Annotated in this window: 11 protein-coding genes and 1 pseudogene; 5 read left to right on the top strand and 7 right to left on the bottom strand. The window is 73.7% G+C overall.

Going from position 1 to position 14479, the window contains the following annotated elements:
* Window positions 1–307: 307 nt before the first annotated feature.
* Window positions 308–3571 (top strand): DUF4082 domain-containing protein, encoded by a 3264-nt coding sequence (locus ACFXGA_RS14065; protein ID WP_378087703.1) that lies wholly within the window; start codon window positions 308–310, stop codon window positions 3569–3571.
* A gap of 10 nt (window positions 3572–3581) precedes the next feature.
* Window positions 3582–4772: a tetratricopeptide repeat protein gene (locus tag ACFXGA_RS14060; RefSeq protein WP_378087701.1), complete on the top strand. Its 1191-nt coding sequence runs from the start codon at window positions 3582–3584 to the stop codon at window positions 4770–4772.
* Window positions 4773–4901: 129 nt separating this feature from the next.
* Here ACFXGA_RS14060 and ACFXGA_RS14055 read toward each other — a convergent pair whose 3' ends face one another.
* From ACFXGA_RS14055 to ACFXGA_RS14045, 3 genes are read right to left on the bottom strand one after another with little or no spacing between them, the layout of a single operon-like run.
* On the bottom strand, window positions 4902–6380 hold the full coding sequence (locus ACFXGA_RS14055) for a glutamate--cysteine ligase (protein ID WP_378087699.1): 1479 nt from the start codon (window positions 6378–6380) through the stop codon (window positions 4902–4904).
* 24 nt (window positions 6381–6404) lie between these two features.
* On the bottom strand, window positions 6405–7064 hold the full coding sequence (locus ACFXGA_RS14050) for a 4'-phosphopantetheinyl transferase (RefSeq protein WP_378087697.1): 660 nt from the start codon (window positions 7062–7064) through the stop codon (window positions 6405–6407).
* Window positions 7061–7906, bottom strand: coding sequence for a metallophosphoesterase family protein (locus tag ACFXGA_RS14045; RefSeq protein WP_378087695.1), 846 nt, complete (start codon window positions 7904–7906; stop codon window positions 7061–7063). The genes ACFXGA_RS14050 and ACFXGA_RS14045 overlap by 4 nt, the downstream gene beginning before the upstream one ends.
* Before the next feature lie 418 nt (window positions 7907–8324).
* Between ACFXGA_RS14045 and ACFXGA_RS14040 the strand changes: the two are divergent.
* The 3 genes and pseudogenes from ACFXGA_RS14040 to ACFXGA_RS14030 all read left to right on the top strand — a co-directional run.
* A pseudogene (locus ACFXGA_RS14040) lies at window positions 8325–8666 on the top strand (transposase); the annotation flags it as partial.
* A gap of 59 nt (window positions 8667–8725) precedes the next feature.
* A complete protein-coding gene (locus ACFXGA_RS14035; protein WP_378087693.1) occupies window positions 8726–8974 on the top strand; it encodes a hypothetical protein in 249 nt (82 codons plus the stop codon).
* An 18-nt stretch (window positions 8975–8992) separates the two neighbouring features.
* Entirely contained in the window at window positions 8993–9793 is an 801-nt protein-coding gene (locus ACFXGA_RS14030; RefSeq protein ID WP_378087691.1) for an alpha/beta fold hydrolase, read from the top strand.
* Between the two features lie 550 nt (window positions 9794–10343).
* Here the strand turns inward: ACFXGA_RS14030 and ACFXGA_RS14025 are convergent.
* Genes ACFXGA_RS14025 through ACFXGA_RS14010 form a run of 4 tightly spaced genes read right to left on the bottom strand, consistent with a single transcriptional unit; the run spans window position 10344 to window position 14453 of the window.
* Window positions 10344–11516 (bottom strand): histidine kinase, encoded by a 1173-nt coding sequence (locus ACFXGA_RS14025; RefSeq protein ID WP_378087689.1) that lies wholly within the window; start codon window positions 11514–11516, stop codon window positions 10344–10346.
* On the bottom strand, window positions 11513–13234 hold the full coding sequence (locus tag ACFXGA_RS14020) for a cation acetate symporter (RefSeq protein WP_378087687.1): 1722 nt from the start codon (window positions 13232–13234) through the stop codon (window positions 11513–11515). Before ACFXGA_RS14020 ends, ACFXGA_RS14025 begins: the two co-directional genes overlap by 4 nt.
* Window positions 13231–13617: a DUF485 domain-containing protein gene (locus ACFXGA_RS14015; RefSeq protein ID WP_378087685.1), complete on the bottom strand. Its 387-nt coding sequence runs from the start codon at window positions 13615–13617 to the stop codon at window positions 13231–13233. Before ACFXGA_RS14015 ends, ACFXGA_RS14020 begins: the two co-directional genes overlap by 4 nt.
* Entirely contained in the window at window positions 13614–14453 is an 840-nt protein-coding gene (locus ACFXGA_RS14010) for a LytR/AlgR family response regulator transcription factor (protein WP_378087683.1), read from the bottom strand. Before ACFXGA_RS14010 ends, ACFXGA_RS14015 begins: the two co-directional genes overlap by 4 nt.
* Between the last annotated feature and the right edge of the window lie 26 nt (window positions 14454–14479).

The raw sequence follows: 14479 nt of genomic DNA, 5'->3' as shown, positions 1-14479 counted from the left end.
TATTTTTATTTGTGTCTCGCCCATGTGGAGGGGCCCGCGACGCCCCCCCGACAAACACTCCGGGAGAAGAAACCGCCCGCACCGAGCGCCTCGGCCCCCCCCGCGCCCCGTTCCGCCCCCACGGCCGTGCGCGGAGGAACCCCTTTGCGCCACCAGGACCACGGTCGGCGGGCAGAGGGCGTACCCGGTAACGGTCCCGCGGCCGGTCCCGATCACCGGCGTGCAACCGGGGCCGGCCGAGGCTCCGCGACACGGGGTGGGCCGAATGCTCGCGAGTTCTGCAGCACGACACGGATCCGGATCGGCGGTGGCCAGGCTGTTATCGGTCGCCGTCTTCGCCGTCGCGCTGGTGGTCGTGCCGACGCCGTGGCACGCGCCGGTCGCGGTCGCCGCGACGCCGACGGCGTTCACCGACGTCCCGGCGACGGCGACGGTCGGCACGCCGTACACCTTCGGCGGCACCGTGACCGACGAGAGCCCGGTGGCCGCGGTCGAGGTGTCGACCGACGGCGGCGCGACCTGGCAGGCCGCCGGGTGGCAGGCCGGTCGGACGACGTGGACGCACACCTTCACCCCGTCCGCGTCCGGCCCGGCGCGGCTCGGGGTCCGCGCGCTCGACGCGGCGCTCGGCACGGTCGGCGAGGCGTCCGCGGAGGTCGACGTCGCGCCCCGGGTCTGCCCGTGCGGCCTGTGGTCCGACGCCGACGTGCCCGGATCGGTCGACGCGGTCGACGGCGCGGCGCTGGAACTGGGCGTCAAGTGGCGGTCGACGCACGACGGGCACGTGCGCGGGGTGCGGTTCTACAAGGGGCCGAACAACACCGGCACCCACACCGGCTCGCTGTGGTCGGCCACGGGCGTGCGGCTGGCGACCGGCACGTTCCGCGACGAGACCGCGACCGGCTGGCAGACCCTCGTGTTCGCGTCGCCCGTCGCGGTCTCCGGCGACACCACCTACATCGCCTCGTACTTCGCCCCGGCCGGGCACTACTCGTTCGACCTGGGGTACTTCGCGCGGTCCTCCCGCCGGCTGGAGCCGCTGACCGGGCTCCAGACCGGCGTGGACGGCCCCAACGGCGTGTTCCGCGCGGGCGGCGGCTTCCCGGACACCGGGGCGTCCGACACCAACTACTGGGTGGACGTGGTGTGGGCCCCCGAACCCGGCGCGGACACCCGGCCGCCGGACCTGACCGGCACCACGCCGGTCGACGGCGCGGGCAGCGTCCCCCTGACCCAGGAGGTGACGGCCGCCTTCGACGAGCCGGTCGCACCGGGTTCCGCCGAGTTCGCGCTCATCGGTCCGGGCGGCCCGGTCGCGGGCGCGACGTCGTCGTCCGGCAACGGGATGACGGTCCGGTTCCGGCCGGACGCCCCGCTGGCGGCCGGCACGGCGTTCACCGCGTCCGTGCGGGTCCGCGACGCGGCCGGCAACGAGACGGCGCCGCGCACCTGGAGGTTCACCACCGGCACGCCGCGCGCGGCCGAGTGCCCCTGCACCCTGTGGGACGACTTCACCACCCCGGCCGTGCCCGCCGGTCCCGACGGGCAGGCCGTCGAACTCGGGCTGAAGGTCCGCTTCGCGGGCAAGGGCGAGGTGCTCGGCGTCCGGTTCCACAAGGGCGAGGGCAACACCGGCACCCACACCGGGTCGCTGTGGACGTCCACGGGGGCGCTGCTGGCCACCGGCACGTTCACCGGCGAGACGACGACGGGGTGGCAGACGCTGACGTTCGCCACGCCGGTCGTCGTCCAACCCGCCACGACGTACGTGGTGTCCTACTACGCCCCGAACGGCCACTACGCGGCCACCCAGCGGCACTTCCAGTCGCAGCCGACGACCTACGGCCCGATCACCGCGCCCGGCGACGGCGCGAACGGCGTGTTCCGCTACGGCGGCGGGTTCCCGGGCGACGCGTACCTGGCGACCAACTACTGGGTGGACGTCGTGTACCGCAACGGGCTCAACGACGACCGGACCCCGCCGACCCTCGACACGCGGACGCCCGGACCGGACGCGACGGACGTGCCGCTCGACCGGCCCCTGACGCTGGGGTTCAGCGAGGCGGTCGACCCGGAATCGCTCTCCGTGACGCTGGCCGACGACGGCGGCGCGTCGCTGCACGGCACGGCCGCGCTGTCGGCGGACGGCCGGACGGCGACGTGGACGCCGGACGGCCCGCTCAAGCCGGGCACCCGCTACTCGGCGCGGGTCATGGCGGCCGACGTCAACGGCAACACCCTGGCGGAGCCGGTCACGTGGTCGGTCACCACGCGCGCCGAGGACGCCTGCCCGTGCTCGCTGTTCAGCACCGCGACGGTGCCGACCACCCCGTCCGCGAACGACGCCGGCTGGTACGAGCTGGGCGTGCGGTTCTCCGCCGGGCGCGGCGGCTGGGTCAACGCGGTCCGGTTCCACAAGGGCGAGGGCAACACCGGCACCCACACCGGGTCGCTCTGGTCCGCCGCCGGCGAGCGGCTCGCGACCGGCACGTTCACCGGCGAGACGGCGACGGGCTGGCAGACGCTCGTGTTCGCCGAACCCGTGCCGATCGCCCGGGACGCGGTGTACGTGGCCTCCTACACGACGACCGTCGGGCACTACTCGGTCGACCAGCGGTACTTCACCCGCCGCAACCCGGTGGTCTCGTCGCCGCTCGTCACGTCGGGCGGCGCCGCGGCGGGCGTGTTCGCGCCGGGCGGCGGCTTCCCCGACCGGTCCTACGAGGGCAACAACTACTGGGTGGACGTGGACTTCACCCCGTTCACCGACACGACGCCGCCGGTCCACATCGGACACACGCCGGCCGACGACGCGACGGACGTCGAGTTGGGCGGTGCGCTCACGGTCACCTACGACGAGCAGGTCAGCGTGACGGGGACGTCCTTCCGGGTGGTGGACTCGCACGGCGTGACCATGCGCGGCACGCTGACCCGTGCCGACGGCAACCGGGCGCTGGTCTGGACGCCGGTCGCGCCGCTGGTCCGGGGCACCGCGTACACCGCGACCGTGCGGGCGGCCGACGTGTTCGGGAACGTGGCCTCGGAGACCGTGACGTGGTCGTACACGACGGGCGACCCGCCGTGCCCGTGCTCGCTGTTCAGCGAGGCGGCGGTGCCGGAGGTCCCGGAGGGCTCGTACTTCGGCGGCGCGGGCATCGGGGTGAAGTTCGTGCCGGCGGTCGACGGGTTCGTGACCGGGGTGAAGTACTACAAGTCGGTCGCGAACGGGGGTACGCACACCGCCGCCCTGTCGCTGCCGGACGACACGACGTTGGCCACGGGGACGTTCCTCGGCGAGACGGCGTCGGGGTGGCAGCGGATGACCTTCGCCGAGCCGGTGCCCGTGACGGCCGGGACGACGTACCTCGCGTGGTACACGACGTCGCAGGGGCGTCAGTCGGAGACGCCGGGCTACTTCGCGTCGGGTGGCGTCACCACGCCGCGGTTGACCGCTCCGGGCGGGCCGGATACGCCCAACGGGATGTTCGGGCGCATCCAGGGTTTCCCGGACTTCCCGAGGACGGCCACGAGCCACAACTATTGGGTGGACGTGGTGTTCACGACGGAGTAGGGGGCTTGCGGTGGAGGGATCGGCGGGGGTCGTCGGGCTGGGGGTGGCGGCGGCGCGCAGGGGTGATGTCGCGGAGGCGGAGGTCTGGTACCGCGCGGCTGCCGAGGACGGTGCGGTGGACGCGATGAACCTGTTGGGGTTGCTGTGTGAGGAGAGGGGGCGGGTCGGGGAGGCGGTGCGGTGGTACCGGCGGGCGGCGGGCTCCGGTGACGTGGTGGCGATGCACGGGTTGGCGCGGCTCTCGCGGGCGGCGGGGTCGGTGGATGAGGCGCGGGGATGGCTGCGGCGGGCGGCGGAGCGGGGTGATGTGGAGGCGGTGATGGCGCTCGCGGAAGGGGAGGCGGTCGGGGAGGCCGAGGAGTGGTACCGGAGGGCGGCGGAGATGGGGCACCCGCGGGCGCTGGCGGTGGTCGGCACGCGGTTGCGGGTGCGGGGGGAGGTCGGTGAGGCGGAGCGGTGGTTGCGGCGGGCGGTGGAGGTGACCGAGGAGCCGTTGGTCGGGTTCTTCATGGTCGAGCTGGGGGAGCTGTTGATCGAGCGCGGGGAGGTGGAGGAGGCGGAGGTGTGGCACCGGCGGGCGGCGGAGGTCGGGGAGGTCGGCGCGTGGGGGCGCCTCGGTGCGGTGTTGGTGGCGGCCGGGCGGTTGGCGGAGGCCGAGGAGTGGTTCCGGGAGGCGGCCGGTCGGCGGGGGCCGGCCATGGCGGACCTCGGGTTGCTGCTGGTGCACCGCGGTCAGTTGGTCGAGGCGGAGCGGTGGTGGGGGCGGGCGGTGGAGGCGGGGGTCGGTCGGGTGAACCACGCGTTGTGGGGCGCGTTGCCGGCGTTGGGCGGTGCGGAGTGGGGGCGGCGGGAGCGGGCCGGTGGTCACGTGGCCGTGGTGGTGGGGGTACTGGCGCGGGAGGCCGGTGACGTGGAGAGGGCGGAGAGGTGTTTTCGGCGGGCGGCGGATGAGGGGAACACGTGGGCGATGTACGAGATGGGGATGTTGCTGACCCGGTGGGGTGATGCGGGTGCGCGGGCGCGGAGGCGTGGGTGGGGGCAGCGGCAGGGGTGGGGTCAGGGGGAGAGGGCGGAGAAGTGGTTCCTGAGGGCGGCGGAGGGCGGGCACGTGGACGCGATGTTCAGCCTGTCGGCGCTGTACGAGGGGACTGCGGAGGGGGAGATGTGGTGGAAGCGGGCGGTGGAGGGGTTCGGGGCGTGAAAGACCGGAAGCGCCCTCGCCGGACGGGCAGGTCGGCGGGATGGCACGGAACCATTCGTTCGGGGGAGGGCCGTGTGGTCGCCGCGGAGACAGCGAACCCGCCGGTTGGGGGAGGGCGGTGTGGTTGGCTCAGGACACCGGCCAGGTGTGGACCGGTTCGTTGCTGTGCATCAGGTCGCGGTAGGTGCGCAGCATCCGGCGCAGTGCTTCCGGGCGGTCCAGGGCGGTGTGGTCGTAGTGGTGGTGGAACGACCTCGCCTGCCACGTCGCGCCGTTGACGCCGGTCAGGCAGCGTTGCTCGATGACGCCCAGCAGGCGGTCCCGTTCGGCCGGGTCGACCTTCATCCGGACCAGGCCCTCGTGGGCCATCGGGAGCAGGCGGCGCAGGACGAGTTCGGCGACGGGCACGGTGCCCAGGCCCGGCCAGTAGACCTGGGCGTCCAGGCCGGCGCGGGCGCCGGCGGTGAAGTTCTCCTCGGCGGCGCTGAAGGACATCTGGGACCACAGCGGCCGTTCCTCCTCGGCCAGCACGCGGACCAGGCCGTAGTAGAACGCGCCGTTGGCCAGCATGTCGACCACGGTCGGGCCGGCGGGCAGGGTGCGGTTCTCGACGCGCAGGTGCGGTTGGTCGCGCACGACGTCGTAGACGGGGCGGTTCCAGCGGTAGATGGTGCCGTTGTGCAGCCGCAGCTCGGCCAGCGACGGCGTGTCGCCGCGTTCCAGGACCTGCACCGGGTCTTCCTCGTCGCAGATCGGCAGCAGGGCCGGGAAGTAGCGGACGTTCTCCTCGAACAGGTCGAAGATGGACGTGATCCACCGCTCGCCGAACCACACGCGCGGCCGGACCCCCTGTTCCTTCAGCTCGTCGCTGCGGGTGTCGGTGGCCTGCTGGAACAGCGCGATCCGGGTTTCCCGCCACAGCTCCTTGCCGAGCAGGAACGGCGAGTTGGCGCCGACCGCGACCTGGACGCCCGCGATGGCCTGCGCGGCGTTCCAGTACGGGGCGAAGTCCTCCGGCGACACCTGGAGGTGGAACTGCGTGCTCGTGCAGGCGGCTTCCGGCACGATCGAGTCGGCGGTGAGCTGGAGCCGCTCGACGCCGCTGATCGAGATCTGCAGGTCCTCGCCCCGGGCGGCGAGGACCTGCTCGTTGAGCAGCGTGTAGCGGGGGTTGCCCGAGAGGGCGTCCACCGCCAGGTGCTTCGGTTGCAGCGTCGGCAGGATGCCGATCATCACCATGTGCGCGTCGACGTCTCGGGCCTTGTGCTCGGCCTCGTTCAGCGACCTCCGCACCACGTCCTCGAACGCCGAGATCCCGCCGCCGGTCAGCAGCCGGGGCGCGACGTTGATCTCCAGGTTCCACTGGCCCAGCTCGGTCACGAAGTCGGGGTCGGAGATCGCCTCCAACGCCTCGGCGTTGCGCATCGCCGGGTCGCCCGCGTCGTCGACCAGGTTCAGCTCGATCTCCAACCCGGTGGTCGGCCGGTCGAACTGGAACCTCGACTCGCTGAGCATCCGGGCGAACACGTCCAGGCAGCGGCGCACCTTCGTGCGGTACCGCGTCCGGTCATCTCGGGTGAATTCCTGCCGCCCGACCTCGTCGCCCATACCGCCGCCTTCCGCACCCTTCGATCAGCGCGCGGGTACCGCGATCGCGGTCACCACAAACCCCTCCCGGGCCAGCCAGCGACCGGTGAACCCGTCCAGCGGCACCCCGTCCACCAGGGGCGGCTCGATGAGGATCCGCGCGGTGAACGTGCCGTCGTCCGGGTTGATGGTCACCTCCGCATCCTCGAACCCCAGCCACTTGCGCGCCAGCGGGAACCACGCCTTGTACACCGTCTCCTTCGCGCTGAACAGCAGCCGGTCCCACGCGACCTTGTCGCCGGCGGCCCGCAGCTCACCCATCCGGGCCAGCTCGCCGGGCACCGCGATGGCGTTCAGCACCCCGTCGGGGGTCGGCGCGTTCGGCTCGGCGTCGATGCCGATGGTCCACACCTGCGACGCCAGGCCCACGGCGGCGGCCCGGTAGCCGTTGCAGTGCGTGATGCTGCCCACGACCCCCTCGGGCCACAGCGGCTCGCGGTTCGGGCCCGGCAGCAGCGGGCCGGGCCGGAACCCGAGGGCGGTCAGCGCGGTGCGCGCGCAGTGCCGGGCCGTGGCGAACTCGCGGCGTCTCTTGTCCACCGCACGGGCGACGTGTTCCTCCTCTTCGGGGAACAACCGCACCCCGTCGGGGTCGCCGAACGAGTCGACCGCCGACACCGGCGGGGGGAGCAGGTCGGTGATCATCGGGCGTCCCCCTCGCGCAGCACGTCCAGCAGCGGGGCGGCGGTCCAGCCGCGCGGCTGCCACTCCCGCGGGTAGCCGAGCGACACCTCGTCGAAGCGGACGCCGTCCTTGCGGATCGTGCGCGGGATGTGCAGGTGCCCGTAGACCATCACCGCCGCGCGGAACCTCAGGTGCCAGTCCGCGGTCCGCTCCGTACCGCACCACAGCGCGAATTCGGGGTACCGCAACACGAACGTGGGGTCCCGGACGAGTGGCCAGTGGTTGATCAGCACGGTGCGCAACGACGGGTCCACGGCGCGCAACCGGCGCTCGGACTCCTCGATCCGCGCCGCGCACCACGCCTCGCGGCTCGGGTACGGGTCGGGGTGCAGGAAGTACTCGTCGGTGCAGATGACGCCGGCCTCCTGCGCCACGGCGAGCGCGGACGCCTTGTCCGTCGTGCCCGCCGGGCGGAACGTGTAGTCGTAGAGGGTGAACAGCGGCGCGACCGCCACCGGGCCGCCCGCGCCCTCGAACACCGCGTACTCGTCCTCCGGCGTGAGCACGTCGATGCTGCGGCACAGCTCGACGAGCTGCTTGTACCGCACCTCGCCGCGCGCCTGCGCCGGGTCGTCCTTCGTGGTCCACAGCTCGTGGTTGCCCGGCGACCACACCACCTTGGCGAACCGGCCGCGCAGCACGCCCAGCGCCCACTCGATGTCGTCGAACTTCTCCGCCACGTCGCCCGCCACGATCAGCCAGTCGCCGGGTGAGCGCGGGCGGATCGCGTCGACGAAGTCGCGGTTCTGCTGGTAGGTCACGTGCAGGTCGCTGGTGGCGAGGAGTCGCGGCGGAGTGGTCACGCTTTCGAGCGTATCCGTGCACGGCGCGCTCCGGGGAGTGACCGCTCATCCGCTCGTCGCTCTGGCGTGGCCGTTCGGCGGAGCGCGGGGGGCCGCGTGACGCTGGACCACTCCCGTTCGGCGCGCGTTCCCTTACCAGGGGGCGTCGGTGTTCCTAGCGTGATGGGCATCACGACAGTCCTGGGCGGAGGACCTGATGACCAACTACGTACGACCAGCGCAGCCGTTCGGTCGGACGGTGGGCGCGGAGATCGCCCGGCAGGTGCAGCAGCACGCGCACCCCGCGGTCGCTCCCCGGCGCACCGACGACGCCGCCCTGGCCATGTTGCTCCGCGCCCGCCAGCGCGGGGACGCCCAGCGGCAGGAGCCGTGGGTGCGCCGGGCCCCGGAAGCGCCTCCCCGACCGCCGCACGCCGAGGTGATCGAGCAGCTGGCCGTGCGCCTGGTGCCGCCGTCGCTGTGGGCCGTGGTCGAGCCGCTGCTCCCGCCGGCGAAGGTCCGCCGGCAGGGCGGTGGCCGGGGCCGGGTGTCGGACCGCGCCATCTTCACCGCGATCGTGTTCGTCCTGACCAGCGGTTGCGCCTGGCGGCACCTGCCGCCGACATTCGGCGTGACGGTGCCGACCGTGCACCGGCGGTTCCAGGAGTGGACCGAGGCCGGGCTGTGGCCGCGGCTGCGGCGGGTCGCGGTGGAAGGTCTGGCGGAGGAGGCCGAGTGGCTGCGGCTGGTGCTCGAAGCAGCGGAAAGGCGCGGCACGCGCGCCGCGGGGTGAACGAACGGGGACCGCGTGCCCGCGGTTTCCGATGGAGGTGTGTCCCGATGGAGCTGTCGAGACGCGAGGTGGCCCTGCTCCGGGCGACCGCCGCGGACCGGGTCGACCTGACCGGCAGCGCGGAGCCGGACGTGCGGGTGGACGGGTTGCCGTTCTGCGACCCGACCGCGGCGCGGGCGCTCGTGCACGCGGGCCTGATCGAGGCGGCGACCCCGGTCGCGCCCGGCCACCGCGCGCCGGCCCGCCTCACCGCCGCGGGCGCGGCGGCGCTGGACCTGGCGTTCGTCGCGGCCTGAGGGCCGGTTGACCGGGGCATGACTCCCGTCCACGCGACCGTCGTCGAAGGCCCCGCCGACGTGCCGCCGGCCGTGTTCCTGCACGGGGTGCTGAGCTGGGGCGCGGACGACGACCACGGCTTCGGCGCGCAACGCCCGCTCGCCGCCCACCGGCGGTTGCTGCTGGTGGACCGGCGCGGTTTCGGGGGGAGCCCCGACCTCGACGGCCCGCACGGCACCGACTACGAGGTGGACGCCCGGGACGCCGTCGGGCTGCCGGGCGACGGCGCGCACCTGGTCGGCCACTCCTACGGCGCGGTGGCCGCGATGCTCGCCGCCGCCGCGCGGCCGGACCTGGTGCGCTCGCTGTGCCTGGTCCAGCCGGGCGCGCTGCGCCCCGCGGCGGACCACCCGGTCGTCGCCGAGGCCCTGGCCCGCGCGCGTGCCGCGGTCGCGGAGCTGCCGCCCGACCTGACGGCGGAGGAGTACCTGAGGCTGTCCGCCGGGTCCGTCGGCCTGCCCGCGCCCGAGCCGACGCCCGCCCGGCTGCGGGCCGCCCGCACGACGATGCGCGAACGCCCGTGCTGGGACGCCGACGTGCCCCTCGGGCCGCTGTCCGACGCGCCGTGGCCCGCGCTCGTGGTCCGCGGCGACTGGGAGGGCGCGCCCGAGGCGTACCGCAGGCTCGCGGGCGTGCCACTCCAGGCCGCCGCCGCGGTGATCGCCGACCGGATCGGGGCGGACCTGCTCACCGTGCCCGGCTACTACCCGCACGTCCAGCGGGCGGCCGAGGTCAACGCCGCGCTCGCCGCGTTGTGGGCGCGGGCCGACGCGGCGTGACCGCCGGGCTCACAGCCGCGCGAGCCTGGCGGCGAGGTCGGCGAGCACCCGTTCGGCCTCGGGCGGCGGCAGCTCGTCCAGCGTGGACGTCGCGGGCACGCCCTGGAAGCGGTTGAGCGCGGGCGTCGCGTGGAACAGGCTCGGCCCGACCAGGACCGCCGAGTCGAGGAGCCGGAACGCGGGTTCACCGCCTCGCCGATCGAGCCGTGGCGGTCGCGGTGCACTTCGCCCGCGTGCATCGCCGCGTGCGGGCTCACCTCGTGGTCGAACCGCCCGTCCCGGAGCCCGCGGGCGAGCGGCGGACCAGTCGCGCGCCACGACCGCCTTGGGCACTCCGGCGGGGATCAGGGCCGGCACCCCGTCGCCGAGGCTCGGGGTGTCGAGATCGTCCGGGACCAGGCCGCTTCCCGGAACGAGTCCGGCACCGGGTCGGTCAGCGCCGAGGTGGCCGCCACGCCTGGCGGTCGATGCGGGGGGCGACGACGGCGACGATGGTGTGGTGCACCGCGCAGTCGTCCGGCTCGGTCATCGCCCCACCCCCCGTGATCGGCTAGGCGTGCACGCCCGCCTGGTACTTCGGCACCCGCACACTGATCTTCGTGCCCAGCCCCTGCGCCGTTTCCACGACCAGGCCGTAGTCGTCGCCGTAGCAGCGCCGGAGCCGCTCGTCGATGTTGCCGAGCCCTATCCCGGCGGTCTCGCCCACCTGCCCCGCCAGCGTGCGGCGCAGCGCGTCCGGGTCCATGCCGATCCCGTCGTCCTCGATGGTGATGTGCGCCTCCGCGCCCGCGTCCGCCGCCAGGATCGAGATGTGCCCCGGCCCGACCTTGCCCTCCATCCCGTGCCGCACCGCGTTCTCCACCAGCGGTTGCAGGCACAGGAACGGCACGGTCACCGGCAGCACCTCGGGCGCTATCTGCAACGTCACCTTGAGCCGTTCGCCGAACCGGGCCCGCTCCAGCGCCAGGTACTGGTCGATCGACTTCAGCTCCTCCGACAACGTGGTGAAGTCACCCGCCCGCCGGAACGAGTACCGGGTGAAGTCGGCGAAGTCCAGCAACAGCGTGCGAGCGCGCTCCGGGTCCGTGCGCACGTAGGACGCGATGGCGGACAACGAGTTGTAGATGAAGTGCGGCGAGATCTGCGCCCGCAGCGCGCGGACCTCCGCCTCCACCAACCGGGTCCGCGACCGGTCCAGCTCGGCCAGCTCCAGCTGTCCCGACGCCCACCGCGCCACCTCGTTCGTCGCCCGCACGAGGCCCGCCGACGCCTCCCGGCTGTACGCCGCCAGCACGCCGACCACCCGGCCCTCCACGGTGAGCGGCGCGAGGACGGCCGTGTGCACGGGGCAGTCGGGCGCGGAGCAGGTGATGTCGAACGCCCGGGTTCGGCCGGTGTCGAACACGTCGGCGGCCAGGCCCATCGCCTCGGCCGCGTGGTGCTCGCCGTCGCCCTCCCACGCCACGACCTCGGTCTCGTCGGTCAGCGCGAGCGCGGGCGTGCCCAGCAGCGTCCGCAGGTGCTTGGCCGACTTCTTCGCTGCCTCGGGCACGAGCCCGGCGCGCAGCGGGGGAGCGGCGGACCACGCGGTGTGCAGCGTCTCGAACGTGATGCGCTGCTCGTGGGTGAGGAAGTCGTTGCGGGTGCGGGAGGTCCAGCCCAGCGTGATCACCACGGCGAGGCCGACGACCAGGATCGCGCCCGCCGTCCACAGCCCGCTCACAACCGGTCCTGACTGCGCAGGCCCAGGTTCTCCGGCGCGTGCAAGCGCACCATGACGTGGTTCACCCCCGGTGGCACCTTCCGCGGTGTCAGCAGCGACACCACGTACATCACGACGAAGCCCAACGGCACGGTCCACGCGGCGGGCCGGGCCAGGAACACGTGGTACCACGCGCCGCCGCCCCCGGCGCTGATCGTCACCAGGCCGGCCACCAGCGCGGGCAGGCCGCCCGCGACCATCCCGGCGACCGCGCCGACCGTGGTGATGCGCGTGCTCCAGATGCCCAGCACGAGCAGCGGGCACAGCGACGACGCGGCCACCGCGAACGCCAGGCCCACCATGTCCGCCACCGGCACCTTGCCCACCAGCCAGGTCATGCCCAGCGGCACGAGCACGGCCAGCACCGTGGACATCCGGAACCCGCGCACGCCGCGCAACCGCAGCACGTCCCGGCTCAGCACGCCCGCCAGCGACACCATCAGCCCGGACGACGTGGACAGGAACGCGGCGAACGCGCCGCCCGCCACCAGCGCGCCGAGGAGCTGACCGCCCAGCCCGTCGATCATCCGGCTCGGCAGGACCAGCACCACGGCGTCCGTGTCGCCGGTCATCAGCAGCTCGGGCGTGTAGAGCCGGCCGAGCGCGCCGTAGATCGGCGGCATCAGGTAGAACACGCCGAGCAGGCCCAGCACGATCAACGTCGTGCGCCGCGCCGCGCGGCCGTTCGGGTTGGTGTAGAAGCGCACGATCACGTGCGGCAGGCCCATGGTGCCCAGGAACGTGGCGATGATCAGCGAGTACACCGCGTACAGCGGGAACCGCTCGCCGCCGCGCATGGGCAGCGCCCACACGTCGTTGGTGTTCACCGGGATCGACCGCACGTGCGGCACGGCCGCGCCCTCGGGGAACGTGAACCGCGTCCCGGCGGCCACGGTGTGCTCGCCCTCGGCCAGCTCGCCGCTGCCGTCCACGGGCCGGCCGTCCACCCGCCCGACACCGGTGAACGGCGTGGCGCGCGGCGCCTCGACGACCGTCGCGGTGTCGAAGGTGACCGTGGTGCGCTGCGGGAACTCGGGGAACGCGGGCCCCGTCAGGTCACGCGCGCCGTGCGCGTGCCAGGCCAGCACCAGGAACACCACGGGCACCGCGATCGCGGTCAGCTTGAGCCAGTACTGGAACGCCTGCACGAACGTGATGCTGCGCATCCCGCCGGAGATCACGTTCGCGGTGACCACCACCGCCACCACCAGCGCGCCCACCCAGTCGGGCGCGCCCGTCACCGTGTGCAGGGTCAGCCCCGCGCCCTGGAGCTGCGGCAGCAGGTACAGCCACCCGATGCCCAGCGCGAACACGCTCGCCACGGCGCGCACCGCGGGCGAGGCGAACCGGGCCTCGGCGAAGTCCGGCAGCGTGTACGCGCCGCTGCGGCGCAGGGGCGCGGCGACCAGCGCCAGCAGCACCAGGTAGCCCGCCGTGTAGCCGACCGGGAACCACAGCATGTCCGGCCCGTGCGCGAAGATCAGCCCGGCGATGCCGACGAACGACGCCGCGGACAGGTACTCGCCGCCGATGGCCGAGGCGTTCCACCACGGCGACACGGTCCGCGAGGCGACGAAGAAGTCCGACGTCGTGCGCGAGATCCGCAGCCCGTACGTGCCCACCAGCATGGTGCCGACCGCGACGACCAGCACCGCGATGATGCCGTACGTGCTGCTCACGAACGCTCCACCAGCTCCGCGAACTCGCGCTCGCCGCGCTCGGCCTGGCGCACGTAGAACCAGCCCGCGAGCACGAACACCGGGAACACCAGGCAGCCGAGCAGCAGCCACGGCAGGGGCAGGCCCAGCAACCGCTGCGCGGCGACCTGCGGCGCGAGCGTGAACACCAGCGGCAGGGCCGCCACGCTGCCGCACACCACCGCGCACAGCAGCAGCCCGAGCCGCCGCTGGGTCCGGATCAGCGACCGCATGTAGACCGCGCCCAGCTCGCTCTGCTCGTCGATCTCCCGCGACGCCGGGTACGGGCGGGGCGCGCGCGGCGCGCGGGTGCGCGGGCTCGTCACCACGACCCGCTGGGTGGGCGGGCGCTGCGGCGAGGTCACGACGGCTGCCGGTTGCGGCGCACCAGGAGCTGCCGGAGGTGCCGGGCGTGCCGCCGGCTGACCGGCAGCACCGCGCCGCCGATGTTGACGCTGAGGTGCCCGTCGTCCAGCCGCAGCTCGTCGATGTGGCCGAGCGACACGAGGTGGCTGCGGTGGATGCGGACGAACCCGGCGGAGCGCCAGCGCTCCTCCAGCCCGTTCAACGCCGCGCGGACCAGCCCGCTGCCGGTCGCGGTGTGCAGCCGCGCGTAATCGCCGTGCGCCTCGACGTACCGGATGTCCGCCAGCCGGATGAACCGGGTGATTCCGCCGAGTTCGACCGGAATGACCTCGTCACCCACATCGGGCGTTTTCTCGGCCGGCGCGGCGGCGGCCGGTTCCACCGCCTTGGAATCGAGCACTTCGTGCACGATCCGGTGCACCGACTCGGCCAACCGCTCCGCCCGGACGGGTTTGAGCAGGTAATCGAGCGCTTTCAGTTCGAATGCCTCGACCGCCGGTTCCTGGTGCGCGGTGACGAAGACGATGCGCGGCGGTTGGGCGAACCGGGACAGCACGCGGGCCAGGTCGAGCCCGTCGAGGCCCGGCATCCGGATGTCGAGGAACACGGCGTCGACCGGCTGACCGGCGTCCATGGCGCGGTGCAGCGTGCGCAGCGCCTTGGTCGCGTCCGTGACCGCCTCGACGTGGGCGACGCGCGGGTCGGAGCGCAGCAGGTAGACGAGGTCTTCGAGCGCGGGGGCCTCGTCGTCCACGGCGAGCACCCGCAGCGTGCGCTCGAGCGCCCCCCGGCGCTCCGGGCCCTCGCAGAGGGGGCAGGGGAGTCCTGAGGTCATGGAGTTCCAATGCGGTGCGGTCGGCA

It is taken from the genome of Actinosynnema sp. NPDC059335, from assembly GCF_042752395.1.
Lineage (GTDB): Bacteria > Actinomycetota > Actinomycetes > Mycobacteriales > Pseudonocardiaceae > Actinosynnema.
This window is presented reverse-complemented; position numbering and strand designations above follow the sequence as displayed.

Excerpts from the sequence above, each read along its gene's own strand:
- ACFXGA_RS14055 (WP_378087699.1), bottom strand. The coding sequence starts at position 6,380 with ATGGGCGACGAGGTCGGGCGGCAGGAATTCACCCGAGATGACCGGACG.
- ACFXGA_RS14030 (WP_378087691.1), top strand. The coding sequence starts at position 8,993 with ATGACTCCCGTCCACGCGACCGTCGTCGAAGGCCCCGCCGACGTGCCG.
- ACFXGA_RS14050 (WP_378087697.1), bottom strand. The coding sequence starts at position 7,064 with ATGATCACCGACCTGCTCCCCCCGCCGGTGTCGGCGGTCGACTCGTTC.
- ACFXGA_RS14010 (WP_378087683.1), bottom strand. The coding sequence starts at position 14,453 with ATGACCTCAGGACTCCCCTGCCCCCTCTGCGAGGGCCCGGAGCGCCGG.
- ACFXGA_RS14035 (WP_378087693.1), top strand. The coding sequence starts at position 8,726 with ATGGAGCTGTCGAGACGCGAGGTGGCCCTGCTCCGGGCGACCGCCGCG.